Below are 14,573 nucleotides of genomic sequence, written 5' to 3'. Positions count from 1 at the left end.
CGCCGGCGGGGCGTCAGGCCCGGAGCCACGTGCGGCGGTCGCGGGCGCTGGCGTACAGCGCGTCGACGTCGACGGGCTTGATGACGCCGCCCAGCGAGGCCAGCGCCGGGATCTCGCCGTCCCGCAGGATGCGGACGTCGGCCGGTGCGGGCGGCACCGCCTCCAGCCGGGCGGCGCCGACGACCACCAGCACCGGGCGGACCACCGTGGCCAGCGCCAGCGCGGCGCGTTCGGCGCGGTGGCGGACGACGTCGAGCAGCGGTACGGGCTGGGCGCGGCCCGCGCGCACGCCCTCCCCTGCGACGACGATGCGCAGGCCCCGGGCCGGCAGCGCGTGCAGGGCCAGCACCCCGCCGGGGCCGACGGCCACGTGGTGCAGATGGTCGGTCCCCGGCAGCGGTACGGAGTGCACCACGCGCCACCCCGCGCTTTCCAGCCCGTCCAGGGCGTCGCCCACCGTCTGCTGGGCGGCGAGCCGGGCCCGGGCGCCGCGGTGCGGGTCGCGGGCGAGGCGCCGGGGCGGGGCCAGCGGGTCGAGTCGGGCGTGCAGCGCCTCGCCGGGGCGGTTGGGTGCCAGGTCGTCGTCCGGGTGCAGGCTGAGCCTGGTCAGATCGGCCGAGGTGGGCACCGGGGGCGGGCCGACGGTGACGTCACCGGTGACGTACGGTGCGAGCACGGCGAGCACTTCGTCGCGAAGCCGCTCGTGAACCAGATAGATCCGGCCACCCTCACCGGCCCCCGGGCGCCCCTCGGCGCCCGGGCCACCGGCACCGTCCGGGTCGTACCAGGCGACCGCACGCCCGTTCGGCAGCAGGACGCACAGCCGACCGCCTGCCGGTGTTACGCGTAGTAACGCACTCATTGCAGTACCTCAAGCCCCCTGACACCGTCGCTGGCGCTCGCGCCCCATGGGACCAGTCCCCGCCCCTCCTGAGCAATAACCGCGCCATGTAGCGGTCGATGCCGACTCGATGTCGGCCGTGTGGTGCAGACTCTCACCGAGCGCCGATTCGAACGGGGGTTGTGGAAACGCCCCGGTCGGGCGTATGCCTGTGACGCCTGTGACGTCAGAGTTCTGGGTTTGGGGAGGAGGCAGGCGTGTTCGGGGGGATCGACGAGGTCGACTGGGCCGCTTTGGAGCATGCCTACGGGCCGGCGGGGGACGTCCCGGAGCTGCTGCGCGGCCTCGCGTCAACCGACCCCGCGGTGCGCGAGGCGGCGCTCGACGGCATGTACGCGACCGTGCACCACCAGGGCGAGGTCTTCGACTCGACGCTCGCCTGCATCCCCTTCCTCCTCGAACTGGCCGGTGACCCCGCGGTCCAGGACCGCGGCGGCGTCATCGAGCTGTTGACCAGCATCGGCGGCATCGACCTCGACGGGGACGACGTCCTGGACCTGGTCGAGGGCGAGGAGTTCGAGTCCGCGGCGAACTACGCGATGGCGGCGTCGGCGGTGACCGCCGGTGCGGACGTCTTCCTCGCCCAGGTCGGCGCCGAGGACCGCGGGGTGCGACTGGCCGTGCCGCTGGCACTCGCCACGCTGCACTCCGAGCCCGCCCTGGTGCTGGCGCTCTTGCGGGAGCGGCTGAAGGTGGAGCAGGACCCGGAGGTGCGGCTGGCGTGCGTGGAGGCCGGGGGCCGCATAGCCCTGCGGCACGACGGGCTGAACCCCGAGGTGGTGGAGTGGCTGACCGGGCTGACCCGGGTGGCGCACGACGCCGACCCCTCGGCGTACGACCCCGACGCGTACGCCGCGGCGCCGTCGTACGAGCACCAGCCCGAACCGTACGAGCGCGGGACGTACGCCAACGGCACGCGGGATGCGGGCGGGGCCCGCGAGAAGGCCGGCGCGCGCGAGCCGGGCAGTGCCCGCGGTTACGACCCGGGGCTGCGGCTCTCCGCGATCGCCCAGCTCGCCCGGTGCGCACCGCACCGTCTGCCGGACGACGTGGTGCCGGGGGTGACGGGCCTGCTGCGGGAGTTGCGCGGCGGCTCCCCCGAGGCGCCGATTCCCCAGCAGCACGCACCGGCGCCGTCCGCCGCGACCCTGCTCGGCCAGAACGGCCAGGGCGGGCAAGGCGGGCAGCTCGGTCCGCTCAGGGGGCGCCAGGAGGCGACCACGACGGAGCGCGCCGCGCCGTGGACCGGCGCCCTGCTGCGCACCCTGCACTCCGGCCTCGGCGACCGCGTCGACGACCGCGTGGCGCTCCTGGCCGACCAGTTGTGCAGCCCGGACCAGGGCCAGCGGATCGACGCCGTACGGATGAGCAGCGGCCTGTTGCGCACCTGCCGCGGCGAGTACGGCGAGTTGGTGGCGCTCCTCGGCGAACAGCTCCCGGAGGACCGCGGCGGACCGCGCCTCGCCGACGCCGCCATCGCGGTGCTGGGCGAGCTGTTCGCGCTCGCCGAGCCCGCCACCGACGCCCTCGCGGAGTACGTGGCCGCCAATCCGGACCGCTGGGTGCAGGAGTGGGTCGGCGGGCCGCTGATGCTGGGCGGCGCGGTCACGGCGCTGGCGCGCACGGGTGACGCACGCGCCGTGCCGGTGCTGACGCGGATGTTGGAGCTGCCCGAGGCCCCGCAGGACCTCGGCTACGTCCTGGACCACCTGGGCGAGGCCGCGGCCCCGCTGGCGCCCGTGCTGCGCGAGCGCCTGGGCGCGGTCGCGCTCGACGACCGGCTGTACGACCTGGCCGGCCCGCTGCTGTACGGGCTCACCGCGCTGCGCGCCGCGGAGGCGATGCCCGAGGTGCTGCGGGTTTTGCGGGGCGTACCGGAGTACCGCCGGGAGTGGGTGGTGGACCTGGTGCTGCGCGCGCTCACCGCGTTCGGGCCCGCGGCCGGCGAGGCCGTGCCGGACCTGCGGCGGCTGCTGCGACCGGCCCGGCCCCAGCGGGGGGACGCCTGGTCGTGCGCGCTGCCGGAGGCCGCCGGCGCGCTCTCCCCCGCCTTCCAGGCGAAGGCTGCGGCGGCCCTGTGGGCGGTGGAGGGCTCCGACAGCGCGGACGTGGTGCTGCCGGTGCTGCTCGGCGCGCTGACGGCCGCGGACACCGGCGGCCGGCGCTCGGCCGCGACGGCGCTCGGCACGATGGGCCCGGCCGCGGCGGTGGCCGAGCCGGCGCTGACGGAGCTGTTGGCGGCGGTCGACCCGTGGACCCGGGTGGACGCGGCGGTCGCCCTGTGGCGCGTCACGGGCCATCCACGCCGGGCGTGGCCGGTGCTGCGGGCGGCGTGGCACACCCTGCCGTTCACCCGCGTCCCGACCGCGGAGCGGTTGGCCGCGGGCGGCGGTATCACCGCGGTGATGGCGGTCGAGGGCGCGGAGGCCCTGCTGCGCAGCGAGCTGGCCGGGGTCCGGCGGCACAACGCCATCGACGGCGGCTACGGCAGTCATGACATCGTGAGGGACGAGAAGCTGCTGGCCCTCTGCCGGCGGGCACTGATCAGGGAGAGGCACTCGCTGTGATCATCTTCGGCACCAAGGGGTACCTGTACCAGCTCGCGATACTGACGCTGGTGTGCGGGCAGTGCGGCAATCCGGCCGCGCACACGCTGCGCAAGCGGGTCACCAAGTTCACGTTGTTCTTCGTGCCGCTGTTCCCGGTCTCCTCGAAGTACGGGACGCAGTGCACGTTCTGCGGTGCGGAGTCGCAGATCACCCAGCAGCAGGCCGACGCGTTGCAGGCGCAGGCCGCCGGCGGCCAGGGTGTGCCCGGCGTGCAGGGCGGCCAGGGGTACGGCCAGTCGCAGCCCGCCCCGAACCAGCAGGGCAATCCCTTCCAGCAGGGCAACAACACCCCGGGGAACCCCTACCAGCGGTAGGGAGTGTCGTCGTCGGGTCTCGGCCGTCGGACGCCCGCGCCGACTGGTTTTCGCCATCTCATAAGGTTTATGGGACGAAGAACGCCCCGTTCGGCTAGGAGATCCTTGCGCCCCCGCCCCCGACGCCTGCTGTCCGCGGCGCTGCTCAGCGCGGCCACGGGCTCCGTGCTGCTGTCGGGGTGCGGTGAGGCGGGCGGGTTGCGCAGCGAGGGGCCGACGCCCACGGCCACCGGGCCCGTACGGCTCTGGCCGGATCTGCCGCCCGTCACCGCTCCCCCGTACGACTACGGCGAGACCGACACGGTCCCCGTCCCCGGCGTGAAGGTGCCCGCCGGCGGGGCGCGGGCGCTCGATCCGGTGGCCGTGGTCCGTGCGGAGGCGCGCGCGTACCCGGAGGCGTACGGGCTGCCGGACGACGCGCCCGACGCGCTCGTCAAGAAGCTCGCGGGGTGCACCAAGCGCGCCCCGAAGGAAGCGCAGCCGCCGAAGCCGGGCGCCTGCCCGGTGCTCAAGCCGTACTACCGCGACCTCACCGGCGACGGCCGGGAGGAACTGATCGTCGCGGTGCGGGTGGGGCGGCAGCTCACGGAGGTCCGCTGCTACATGCCCGCGCGGGACTCGGACCCGACGGAGCTGACGCGGATCATGTCCACCGCGGACCAGTTGGTCAGGGTGGACCTGGCCGGCCGGGACATCCTCCTGCGCTCCGTCTCGGCCGGCATGCCCGGCAGCGAGTACCGCACCGCCTGGTCCTGGGACGAGCACCACCGGGCGATGCTGCCGAGGCGCGACGAGATCGTGCCGGTCAAGCCGGGCGAGGCGTCCCGGGGCGCGGCGGCGCGGCCGACCGCGTCGCCCGGTGCGGAGGACACTCCGTGACCGGGCGCGCCGTCCGTCCCGCCCGACGCCCCCGGCTGCCCCGTTGGACCGCGACCCTCACCTGGAAGGCCGCGGTCTTCATCACCGTCATGTGCTGCACGCTCGCCGCGCTGCTGGGCGTGCTGGTGCACGTGGGGGTGACCCGGCAGACCGTGGACGCGTCCCGCGAGAAGGCGCTGAGCCGGCTGGCCGACGTCACCGCGGCGTACGAGGCGGGGCAGCCGCTGCCGAAGTTCGGCGCGGTGGACCCGCCGGGCCTGCCGTCGTCCCTGCGCGACCTGGCGCTGCGCGGCGAGCGCGGCACGATGGTGAGCCTCTTCGACGGGCGCCCCACGATGTGGGCGGCGGGCCCGGCGGACGGCCGGGCGATCGCCGCGCGCTCCGACCACTCGCAGAGCGCGAAGACCATCAACGCGCTGGACCGGGCGATCCTCGGGTCCGCGGGGCTGGCCATCGGCGCGACGCTGCTCGCGGGGGCGTTCGCGGTCACCCGGGTCACCCGGCGGCTCCACCTCACCGCGCAGGTGGCGCGGCGCATCAGCGCCGGCGACCTGGACGCGCGGGTCGACGACCCGCGCACCAAGGACCCCTCCCGCCGACAGGACGAGGTCGCGACGGTGTCCGGGGCGCTGGACACGATGGCGTCCTCCCTCCAGCGCAAGCTGCTGAGCGAGCAGCGCTTCACGGCGGACGTCGCCCACGAACTGCGCACCCCGCTCACCGGGCTGACCGCGGCGGCGGAACTCCTGCCGGAGGGGCGGCCGACGGAGCTGGTGCGCGACCGCGTCCGGGCTATGCGCTCCCTCACCGAGGACCTGCTGGAGATATCCCGTCTGGACGCGGGCAGCGAGACGGTCGACCTGGCGCTGCTGGAACTGGCCCACCTGGTGGAGCGGGTGGCCCGGTCGACCGGTGCGGACACGCAGGTACGGGTGGTGCGGGACGCGACCGTGGAGACGGACCGCCGCCGGCTGGAGCGGGTGCTGGGCAACCTGGTGGCGAACGCGCACCGCCACGGGGCGGCGCCGGTGGTCCTGACCGTGGACGGCCCGGTCGTCACGGTCCACGACCACGGCCCGGGCTACCCCGACTTCCTGCTGGCGCAGGGCCCGACGCGGTTCCGCTCGGCGGGCGAGACGAAGGGCCACGGCCTGGGCCTGACGATCGCGGCGGGCCAGGCGGACGTCCTGGGCGCGACGCTGACGTTCCACAACCCCGTGGAGGGCGGAGCGCTGGCCCGCGTCACCCTCCCGGCGGCGCCCTGACAACCGCGCTGCGGCCCTTCGCCCGCGCGCTGCGGCCGTTCGCCCGCGCATTCTGACCTCCCCGCCGTCTTCCCTGCGGGTGCGCTGACCAGTGCGGCCCGCTGCTCCCTCGCGTCCCTGGACGCCTCCGCCGTTTCCCTACGGGAGCATTGGTCTCTGCCGGCCGGTGGTGGGCTGATCGCGCAGTTCCGCCCCCTGTGCCCTGCGGGCACGGGGGGACCCCCAGCGCCCCTGATTCGCTGCCCTTGTCGGTCATCTGCGGACCGGCTACCCCTACGCCCGCAGGGCGTGAGTCTTTAGGGGCGCGGGGGGTCCCCCCAGGCCCTCCGGGGCCGAGGGGGCGGAACTGCGCGACCAGCCACAGACGGGCCGCAGAGACCAACGCACCCGCGGGGAAACGGCGAACGGTCCAGGGGCGCAGCGGGCCTGGCAGCGGGGGCCGGGCAACGGGCAAGGGGTGCGCATTGCGGGCATATGGGGTGGGTGCTTGCTACGTTGCGTCGCATGACCGCAAGCACGCGCACAGCCGCACCCGCATCCGTGGCCTCCGCGCAGCACCGGGCGGGGACCGCGCGGGGGGTCGAGTTGGGGCTGCTCGTGGGGGCCGTGCTGATCCCGACGTACGGGTACGCCGCCGTCGGGCTCGCGCACGACCGCGCCGTGCCGCCCGACGTGCTCGGCTACGGCGCCGGCCTCGGCGCCCTCGCGCTCTTCGCACACCTAGCGGTCCGGCTCCGCGCCCCCCGCGCCGACCCGCTGTTCCTCCCCATCGCCGTGCTCCTCAACGGCCTGGGACTCGTGCTGATCTACCGGCTCGACCTGGAGACGCCGGAGAGCGTCGCCGCGCCCGCGCAGCTCGTGTGGTCGACCCTCGGCGTCGGGCTGTTCGTCGTCGCGGTGACGCTGCTGCCGCACCATCGCGTCCTCCAGCGGTACGCATACCTCTCCGTCACCGCCGCGCTCGCGCTCATGGTCGTGCCGGTCCTCTTCCCGCCCGTGAACGGTGCCCGCATCTGGATCCGGCTCGGCGAGCTGTCGTTCCAGCCGGGTGAGTTCGCGAAGATCCTGCTCGCGGTGTTCTTCGCCGCGTACCTCGCCGCCAACCGCCACACCCTCGCCCGCACCAACCGCCGCCGGCTGCCCCCGGGCCGGGTGATCGCCCCGGTTGTCACCGTGTGGCTGGTCAGCGTGGGGGTGCTGGTCCTGGAGCGGGACCTGGGGACCTCGTTGCTGTTCTTCGGGCTCTTCGTCGTGATGCTGTACGTCGCGACGGGCCGCACCGGCTGGATCGCGGTCGGGCTGGCGCTCGCCGCCGCGGGTGCGTTCGCGGTCGGGGCGCTGGAGCCGCACGTGCACGGCCGGGTGGACGACTGGCTGCACCCCTTCGCGTCGATCGAGGCCGGGCAGGGCCCGAACCAGGTGGCGCAGTCGCTGTTCGCGTTCGGCGCCGGCGGGATGCTCGGCACCGGGCTGGGCCTCGGGCACTCCGCGCTCATCGGGTTCGCCGCCAAGTCGGACTTCGTCCTGGCGACCGCCGGGGAGGAGTTGGGGCTCGCCGGGCTGACCGGGATCCTGCTGCTGTACGCGCTGCTGGTGGCGCGCGGCCTGCGCGCCGGGCTGAGCCTGCGGGACCCCTTCGGACAGTTGCTCGCCGTCGGCCTGGCGTCGATCGTCGCGCTCCAGGTCTTCGTGATCACCGGCGGGGTGACCGGGCTGATCCCGCTGACCGGCATGGCGATGCCGTTCCTCGCGCAGGGCGGCTCGTCCGTGGTGACCAACTGGATCATCGTGGCGCTGCTGATCCGGTTGAGCGATCTCGCGCGCACCCCGGGACCGGAGGCCCTGCGGTGATCCGCACCATCCGCCGGGCGTCCGGGCTCTGTCTGGTCCTCCTCGGCGCGCTGCTCGTCAATGCGGCCCGGGTGCAGGTCGTCCAGTCGGACCGGTTGGACGACAACCCGGCGAACCGGCGCGGCGCGATCGCCCGCTACGCGGAGCCGCGCGGCAACATCCTGGTGGAGGGCGCGCCGGTGACGGGCTCCCGGGACACCCACCAACAACTGCGCTTCGAGCGCACCTACGTCGACGGCCCGGTGTACGCGCCGGTGACCGGGTTCGCCTCGCAGACGTACGGCACCTCGTTCGTCGAGCACGCCGAGGACGCGGCGCTGTCCGGCGCCGATCCGCTGCTCGCGACCTTCCCGCTCTGGAACGACCTCAGCCGCGACCGTCTCGCGGGCGGCGACGTGCTGACCACCGTCAAGCGGTCGGTGCAGGAGGCGGCGTTCCGGGGGCTGGCGGGGCGGCGGGGCGCGGTCGCCGCGGTCGAGCCCGCGTCGGGCCGGATCCTGGCGCTGGTCAGCAGCCCGTCGTACGACCCGGGGGTGCTGTCCGGGACCGGCGGGCAGGTCAAGCGGGCGTGGGCGGAGCTGAACGCGGCACCGACGCAGCCGATGGTGAACCGGGCGATCCGGCAGACGTACCCGCCGGGCTCCGCGTTCAAGATCGTGACCGCGGCGGCGGCGCTGGACGCGGGCGTGGTGCGGGACGTGGACGCGCCGACGGACACCCCGGAGCCGTACGTGCTGCCGGGGACGCGCACCCGGCTTCCGGACGCCGCCGACGGCTGCGGCGGTGCGTCACTGGCGTACGCGATCCAGTGGTCCTGCAACTCGGTGTTGGCGAACGTCGGGGCGAAGGTCGGCCTGCCGGGCATGGTGAAGGCGGTGGCCGCCTTCGGGTTCAACGACCGGGGGCTCGCGATCCCGTCGCCGGTCGCGCCGTCCAACTTCGACGTGCGGATGTCGGTGGACCAGGTGGCGCTGTCGTCGATCGGGCAGTTCAACACGACGGCGACCCCGTTGCAGATGGCCATGGTCGCCGCGGCGGTCGCCAACGGCGGCACGCTCAAGGAGCCGTACCTGGTCGACCGGGTGGTGACCCGCAGCGGGCGGACGCTCTCCCAGCACCACCAGCGCCCGTACCGCCAGGCGATGTACCCCTCGACGGCGCGCCAGCTCCAGCGGCTGATGGTGCGCGTGGTGGAGGACGGCACGGGGGCGAACGCCGCGGTCCGGGGCGCCCGGGTGGGCGGCAAGACGGGCACGGCCCAGCACGGCCTGGGCAACTCCGGCACCCCGTACGCCTGGTTCATCTCCTGGGCGCAGGCCGACGACGCGGTCCAGCCGGCGGTGGCGGTCGCCGTGGTCGTCGAGGGAGCGGGAGGCACCGAGGGCACGGCGGCGGCGGAGACGGTCCGCCGGGAGGTCAGCGGCAACGGCGACGCGGCGCCGATCGCCCGGGCCGTGATGGAGGCGGCCATCACCGGATGAGCCGGCCCGGCGCGGCGTCATGGTTCGGATCACGAGGCCCTACGAACTCGCGCAGGTGAACATGGCCCGGCTCGCATTCCCCTTGGACTCCGCCGAGTTGAAGTTCTTCGTCGACAACCTGGACCCGGTGAACGGGGTCGCGGAGGCGGAGGACCGGCCGCGGCTGCTGCGCGCGGGGGGGCCGACGTACGGGGCGTTCACGCTGAACCGGGCGTTCCCCGCGCCGGAGGCCGCACTGCACCCCGGCGGTCAGCGCTGACGGCTCAGAAGGCGTCCGTGAGGTCGATGTCGACGGGGAACGGGCGGTCCAGCTTGAGCTGCTTGTGGTGGATGCCGGTCACGGCGTAGGTGTGCGTGGCGGGGTCGAGTTCGTAGACGTACACCACCGGGGCGTCGTTCACGTTCTCCACTCGCCAGAAGTGCGGGATGCCCGCGCGGGCGTACTTGAGGGGTTTGACCTCCCGGTCGCGCTCTTCGGAGTCTGGGGACGTGATCTCCACGGCCAGAAGGAGCACCTCAGGTTCGTACCAGGTCTGCCTTGAACCCTTCCGCTCGGTCCGCGGCACCACCATGAGATCGGGCTCCGGCCGATTGCGCTTGTCCAGCCTGATCGACATTTCCCGGACGACGTAGAGTTCCTTCGAAGCACAGCTGATTAAGCCGTGCTCCAGCAGGCGCAGCGTGGCCATGTGGAAATCGGCCTGCGGACTCATGAAGACGAGACTCCCGTCGATCAGCTCCGTGTGCGGAGGAAGGTCCGGAAGCCGGTCGAGGTCGTCCGCTGTCCAGCCGTCGGTCGGCGGACGAGGCCACTCGTACCTGTCGCCCTGCTCGTCCCGCCCGTGCTGCGCGTCGTCGCGTACGGCGCTCATCGCTCCTCCCATGCCGCCGAGTCTGACCGTCCCCGTCAGGGTACCCAGCCTGGTTCACCCGTCATCGCCCGAACGAGTGAGTGATGGTTCACCCTTTGACGTCACGCGCCGGCAGCCGCCCCGTTGCTTGCTAGACAGTTAGTCAACAGGTCGCGTGCGGAGTCTTGACGCACTTGCTGACGGGCAGTCTCATAAGGGGTGCCCGGGGGCGGCCCCGGGGACCTCCCGTCGAGCGAGCCCCGAGGTGTGCGACGCCATGACGACGACGACCGGCACGAACGACCGTGACAGCGTGAGCGACGTGCGGGGCCTGCGGGACGCGCTCGGGCCCCTGCGGGACCGCGAGCAAGTGGCGCTGCGGCTGCTCGAATCCTCCGCGAAGCACTCCTTCGACCCCGATCGGGAGCTCGACTGGGACTCCCCCTGGGAGGACGGCAAGTGGTACTGGCCGCCGGAGCTGGTCTCCCTCTACGACACCCCGCTGTGGCGGCGGATGTCCGAGGAGCAGCGCCAGGAGCTGGCCCGCCACGAGCTGGCCTCGCTCTGCTCGCTCGGGATCTGGTTCGAGGTCATCCTGATGCAGTTGCTCGTACGGCACGTGTACGACAAGCCCGTGACGAGCCCTCACGTCCGCTACGCCCTCACCGAGATCGCCGACGAGTGCCGGCACTCGATGATGTTCGCCCGGCTGATCGAGAAGACCGGGGCGCCCGCGTATCCGGTGCCGCGCCTCTACCACAACCTCGCGCGCGTGCTGAAGACGGTCTCGACGACCCCGGGCTCCTTCGCCGCGGCGCTCCTCGGCGAGGAGATCCTGGACTGGATGCAGCGGCTGACCTTCCCCGACGAGCGGCTGCAGCCGCTGGTGCGCGGCGTCACCCGGATCCACGTGATCGAGGAGGCGCGGCACGTCCGGTACGCGCGCGAGGAGCTGCGGCGGCAGATGGTGACCGCGCCGCGCTGGGAGCGCGAGCTGACCCGGCTGAGCTGCGGGGAGGCGGCGTGCGTCTTCTCCGTCTGCTTCATCAGCCCGACGGTGTACGAGAACGTGGGGCTCGACCGCCGCGAGGCGGTCGCACAGGCGCGGGCCAGCGGGCACCGGCGCGAGGTGATGCAGACCGGGGCGCGGCGGCTGACCGACTTCCTGGACGACGTGGGCGTGCTGCGGGGCCCCGGGCGTCGACTCTGGCGGGCCTCCGGGCTGTTGGCGTGAGCTTTCCCACCCGCTCCGCGGGGCGTGCGCCGGCTACCCTGCGGGCATGACCAGTCCCGCGCCGGCAGCCCGTGCCTACCGGAGGCTCAGCGTCGAGGAACGCCGCGCGCAGCTGTTGACGGCGGCGCTCGCGCTCTTCGCCCACCTGCCGCCGGAGGACGTCTCCCTCGACGACGTGGCCGAGTCGGCCGGGGTCTCCCGGCCGCTCGTGTACCGCTACTTCCCCGGCGGCAAGCAGCAGTTGTACGAGGCCGCGCTGCGCTCCGCCGCGGACGAGCTGGAACAGTGCTTCGCCGAACCGGCGCAGGGACCGCCGACGCTGCGCCTGGGCCGGGTCCTCGACCGCTACCTCGCCTTCGTCGACTCGCACGACGCCGGGTTCAGCGCACTGCTGCGGGGCGGCAGCGTCGCGGAGACCTCCCGCACCACCGCGATCGTGGACGGGGTGCGGCGCGCCGCGGCCGAGCAGATCCTCTTCCACCTGGGGGCGGTGCGGCCGGGACCGCGGCTGCGGATGATGGTGCGCACCTGGATCGCGGCCGTGGAGGCCGCGTCGCTGATCTGGCTGGACGAGGAGAAGCAGCCGTGCGTCGGGGAGTTGCGGGACTGGCTCGTCGACCATCTGATCGCGCTGCTGGCGGCGACCGCGGCGACGGACGCGGAGACCGCGGACGCGGTCGGGGCGATGATGACACTGGAGTCACCCACCGGACCCGCCGCCGAACTGGCCCGCCGCGTGGGGCTTGTGACGGCCAGCGCGGCGCAACCGGGCTGAGGAGTCGGGCGCGTTCAGTCGACGCCCCGTCACGAAGGCCGGGAGGAGGCGTCGGGCGTCAGGAAGGGGCCGACCCAGAACCGTCTGTGGCCGCGCCCGGGGCGCGGCCGGGAGAACGGGCGAGCAACCGGTCGATCGTGCCGTGCAGCACCCAGCGGCGCTGCTCGTCCGTCAACTCCGCGAGCAGCACACGCCCGAGCCCGACCCTCAGGTCCAGGAAGACCGCGTCGGAGCCGAACACCATCCGTTCCGCGCCCACTTCGGCGACCAGCCGCACCAGGTGGCGCGCCGTCATCCGGGAGCCGCAGGTCTCCAGCACGATGTCGGCGCACTTGGCCGCCGCCCTCACCGCCGCGGCGTGGCCGGCGCCGGGCCACAGCCCGGCGTGGCCCATCAGCAGCGGGAGCCCGGGCCAGCGGGGGGCGACGAGGCCGAAGCGGGACGGGTCGGAGAAGGCGGAGCCGTACTCGCTGTGGGCGAGGACGATCCGCCGGGCCTCCGCGGCGATCTCGAACGCGGGGGCGTACCCGGGGTCGTCGAGCGGGAGCCGGTGCACCTCGGGGTGGAGCTTGACGCCGATGACGCCGGGGACCTGGAGCAGGTCCCGCACCCGGGCGGGCGCTTCGGGGTCGTGCGGGTGGTAGACGGCGTAGCCGAGGAGGCGGCCGGGGTGGGCGGCGAGGGCTTCGAGGAGCGCCGCGTTCCCGGCGCGGGCGTCGGGTCCGACGCCGAGCAGGTGCGACACGCAGGAGACGGCGACCCCGCACCGGTCCATGACGCGGACGAGCGAGGCGGCGGACCCGTCGACAATGGCGAAGGCCGACCAGCGGCCGAGGTGCCCGTGGGCGTCGACGATCCTCATCCGGTGCCCTCCAGCAGCCGTAGCGCGTTGCCGCCGGCGATCAGCGCCCGGTCGGGCTCCGGCAGCTCCAGGGTGTCGAGTTGGTGGCGGGGCCCGGCGTCGTCGGTGACGGGGGCGCCGGTGCCGAAGAGGACCCGGTGCGCCCCGAAGCGTTCGGCGAACCACTCGACCTGGAGGTGTCCGAGCAGGGTGGAGGTGTCCACGTACACCTCGTCCTGGACGTCCATCAGATCGGCGAGGGCCCGGCCGCTGCGGTAGCCGGTGCCTGTGAGGACGAGGCGCAGCGCGGGCTCGGCCGCGGCCAGTCTGCGCACGTCGTCCCCGACGACGCCTTCCCAGCCGAGCAGGGTCACGGTGCCGGCGGCGGCCAGGTCGGCGGCGAGGTCCAGGGAGTGCCGGCCGGCCAGCGGCCAGCCGTGTTCGGCGGGGCACAGCCGTACGACGGCACCGGTGCCGAGGGGGCCCGTGCCGAGGGGGCCGGGGACGAGGACGGGCACCGGTCGCAGCCGGCGCTCCGGCGGCGGCAGCGCGGCGTTGCCGTCGCGCGGGTCCCCGTAGACCGCGTGGGCGTGCACGGCGTACGCGGTGTCGATGCGCAGCCGGTCGAGTTCGCGCAGCAGACCGGGCGGGTCGGCGCTGGGGACGGTGTCGAAGGGCAGGGGTCCGAGCATGCGGTTGACGTCGACGACGGGCGCGGTGGCAGCGGTGTCAGCAGTGGCGGTCATGACTTCGGTCCGGTGGCGGCGGTGGAGTCGGTCAGATGGCGCTGGAGCGGTCCGAAGACCAGCAGACAGGGGACGACGACGCGGGTGGCACCGGCCATGACCCGGTCACGGGGACGTCCTCGGCCTCCAGGGCGGCGAGGGAGTGTCTTCAAAGGAGCGTCGTCCGCCCTTTGGGCGGGCCTGTCGGGGGCTGGTGCGTGCAATGGCCAGGCGGCGGATGGGAGTACCACCCGGGCCGCCAGGCCCAGAGGGAGAGCCAGTGCGGAGTACTGGCGTGCGACGACAACGCAGCCAGGGTGCGTGCCAGGGCACGGCAGGCAGACGGGACTTTGAAGACACGACCTGGGCCGACGGTGCGGGACCGCCCGGGAGGTCGCCGACGTGGGCACGATCATCCCCAGTAGGTGTCCACCCCGCCCCGGTCCGAAACCAGGAGGGGTGCAGCCGGTGCACGGGCCCGCCGGAGGTCATCGCGGATGGGCCAGACTGGAGGGGTGAGAAGCGAGCGAACCCTCTTCGTCGACGGCCCCCTGGACGGGCAGGTGCTGTCGGTGTTGGTCGGCCCGACCGGACACCCGCCGAAGTGGTACGAGGTCCCGGTGCCGAACGACGACGGCACCCCGCCCACCGTGCACGCCTACCGCCGCGAGCCCGCGGGCCACACCAAGCGGCTCGGCCTCCAGCGGGGCTGGAAGTACGTGTACGCGCCCGAGGGCCGGGAGCGGCGCGAGCTGAAGTGGCCCTGGTCGAAACCGCAGCCGCGGCCGGGATCCCGGTCGCAGCCCGGTTCGGACGCGCCGGGGCAAGCCGACACCCCGTAGCCGAC

General features: G+C 74.1%; 13 protein-coding genes and 1 pseudogene. 10 read left to right on the top strand and 4 right to left on the bottom strand.

The features are described from left to right. Positions 1–13: 13 nt before the first annotated feature. Positions 14–862 carry an NERD domain-containing protein gene (locus AB0E05_RS17610; protein WP_361964230.1) on the bottom strand — a complete coding sequence of 283 codons (849 nt, stop codon included), beginning with the start codon at positions 860–862 and terminating at the stop codon, positions 14–16. Between the two features lie 236 nt (positions 863–1,098). On the opposite strand from AB0E05_RS17610, the gene AB0E05_RS17605 reads away from it, so the two are divergent. From AB0E05_RS17605 to AB0E05_RS17575, 7 genes and pseudogenes are all read left to right on the top strand, one after another. Then, complete coding sequence (locus AB0E05_RS17605) at positions 1,099–3,468, top strand: PBS lyase (protein ID WP_361964228.1); 2,370 nt, start codon at positions 1,099–1,101, stop codon at positions 3,466–3,468. After that, entirely contained in the window at positions 3,465–3,824 is a 360-nt protein-coding gene (locus tag AB0E05_RS17600; protein ID WP_361964226.1) for a zinc-ribbon domain-containing protein, read from the top strand. Before AB0E05_RS17605 ends, AB0E05_RS17600 begins: the two co-directional genes overlap by 4 nt. A 105-nt stretch (positions 3,825–3,929) precedes the next feature. After that, the gene (locus AB0E05_RS17595; protein WP_361964224.1) at positions 3,930–4,703 is read left to right on the top strand and encodes a hypothetical protein; all 774 of its coding nucleotides are present in this window, start codon (positions 3,930–3,932) and stop codon (positions 4,701–4,703) included. An 89-nt stretch (positions 4,704–4,792) separates the two neighbouring features. Continuing rightward, positions 4,793–5,968 (top strand): HAMP domain-containing sensor histidine kinase, encoded by a 1,176-nt coding sequence (locus AB0E05_RS17590; protein ID WP_361964343.1) that lies wholly within the window; start codon positions 4,793–4,795, stop codon positions 5,966–5,968. A 504-nt stretch (positions 5,969–6,472) separates the two neighbouring features. Further along, positions 6,473–7,819, top strand: a complete 1,347-nt coding sequence (locus AB0E05_RS17585; protein ID WP_361964222.1) for an FtsW/RodA/SpoVE family cell cycle protein — start codon at positions 6,473–6,475, stop codon at positions 7,817–7,819. After that, a complete protein-coding gene (locus AB0E05_RS17580; protein WP_361964220.1) occupies positions 7,816–9,300 on the top strand; it encodes a penicillin-binding transpeptidase domain-containing protein in 1,485 nt (494 codons plus the stop codon). Before AB0E05_RS17585 ends, AB0E05_RS17580 begins: the two co-directional genes overlap by 4 nt. 19 nt (positions 9,301–9,319) lie before the next feature. Then, positions 9,320–9,454 (top strand): annotated as a pseudogene (locus AB0E05_RS17575) (DUF3291 domain-containing protein); the annotation flags it as partial. Positions 9,455–9,563: 109 nt separating this feature from the next. Here the strand turns inward: AB0E05_RS17575 and AB0E05_RS17570 are convergent. Then, positions 9,564–10,172 carry a Uma2 family endonuclease gene (locus tag AB0E05_RS17570; RefSeq protein ID WP_361964218.1) on the bottom strand — a complete coding sequence of 203 codons (609 nt, stop codon included), beginning with the start codon at positions 10,170–10,172 and terminating at the stop codon, positions 9,564–9,566. Positions 10,173–10,428: 256 nt separating this feature from the next. Here AB0E05_RS17570 and AB0E05_RS17565 point away from each other — a divergent pair, with 256 nt between their 5' ends. Next, positions 10,429–11,385 (top strand): diiron oxygenase, encoded by a 957-nt coding sequence (locus tag AB0E05_RS17565; protein ID WP_361964216.1) that lies wholly within the window; start codon positions 10,429–10,431, stop codon positions 11,383–11,385. 46 nt (positions 11,386–11,431) lie between these two features. Continuing rightward, positions 11,432–12,160 carry a TetR/AcrR family transcriptional regulator gene (locus AB0E05_RS17560; RefSeq protein WP_361964214.1) on the top strand — a complete coding sequence of 243 codons (729 nt, stop codon included), beginning with the start codon at positions 11,432–11,434 and terminating at the stop codon, positions 12,158–12,160. A 58-nt stretch (positions 12,161–12,218) separates the two neighbouring features. Here AB0E05_RS17560 and AB0E05_RS17555 read toward each other — a convergent pair whose 3' ends face one another. Together AB0E05_RS17555 and AB0E05_RS17550 are read right to left on the bottom strand one after the other, a co-directional pair. Further along, positions 12,219–13,022, bottom strand: coding sequence for an amidohydrolase family protein (locus tag AB0E05_RS17555; protein WP_361964212.1), 804 nt, complete (start codon positions 13,020–13,022; stop codon positions 12,219–12,221). After that, positions 13,019–13,747 (bottom strand): amidohydrolase family protein, encoded by a 729-nt coding sequence (locus tag AB0E05_RS17550; RefSeq protein ID WP_361964210.1) that lies wholly within the window; start codon positions 13,745–13,747, stop codon positions 13,019–13,021. The genes AB0E05_RS17555 and AB0E05_RS17550 overlap by 4 nt, the downstream gene beginning before the upstream one ends. Before the next feature lie 494 nt (positions 13,748–14,241). Between AB0E05_RS17550 and AB0E05_RS17545 the strand changes: the two genes are divergently transcribed. After that, positions 14,242–14,568, top strand: coding sequence for a hypothetical protein (locus AB0E05_RS17545; protein ID WP_361964208.1), 327 nt, complete (start codon positions 14,242–14,244; stop codon positions 14,566–14,568). The last annotated feature ends 5 nt before the right edge of the window (positions 14,569–14,573 follow it).

The sequence above is a fragment of the Streptomyces sp. NPDC048057 genome (assembly GCF_040653095.1).
In the GTDB taxonomy this organism is placed as follows: domain Bacteria; phylum Actinomycetota; class Actinomycetes; order Streptomycetales; family Streptomycetaceae; genus Streptomyces.
This window is presented reverse-complemented; position numbering and strand designations above follow the sequence as displayed.

Excerpts from the sequence above, each read along its gene's own strand:
- AB0E05_RS17610 (WP_361964230.1), bottom strand. The coding sequence starts at position 862 with ATGAGTGCGTTACTACGCGTAACACCGGCAGGCGGTCGGCTGTGCGTC.
- AB0E05_RS17590 (WP_361964343.1), top strand. The coding sequence starts at position 4,793 with ATGTGCTGCACGCTCGCCGCGCTGCTGGGCGTGCTGGTGCACGTGGGG.
- AB0E05_RS17585 (WP_361964222.1), top strand. The coding sequence starts at position 6,473 with ATGACCGCAAGCACGCGCACAGCCGCACCCGCATCCGTGGCCTCCGCG.
- AB0E05_RS17570 (WP_361964218.1), bottom strand. The coding sequence starts at position 10,172 with ATGAGCGCCGTACGCGACGACGCGCAGCACGGGCGGGACGAGCAGGGC.
- AB0E05_RS17565 (WP_361964216.1), top strand. The coding sequence starts at position 10,429 with ATGACGACGACGACCGGCACGAACGACCGTGACAGCGTGAGCGACGTG.
- AB0E05_RS17560 (WP_361964214.1), top strand. The coding sequence starts at position 11,432 with ATGACCAGTCCCGCGCCGGCAGCCCGTGCCTACCGGAGGCTCAGCGTC.
- AB0E05_RS17555 (WP_361964212.1), bottom strand. The coding sequence starts at position 13,022 with ATGAGGATCGTCGACGCCCACGGGCACCTCGGCCGCTGGTCGGCCTTC.
- AB0E05_RS17550 (WP_361964210.1), bottom strand. The coding sequence starts at position 13,747 with ATGACCGCCACTGCTGACACCGCTGCCACCGCGCCCGTCGTCGACGTC.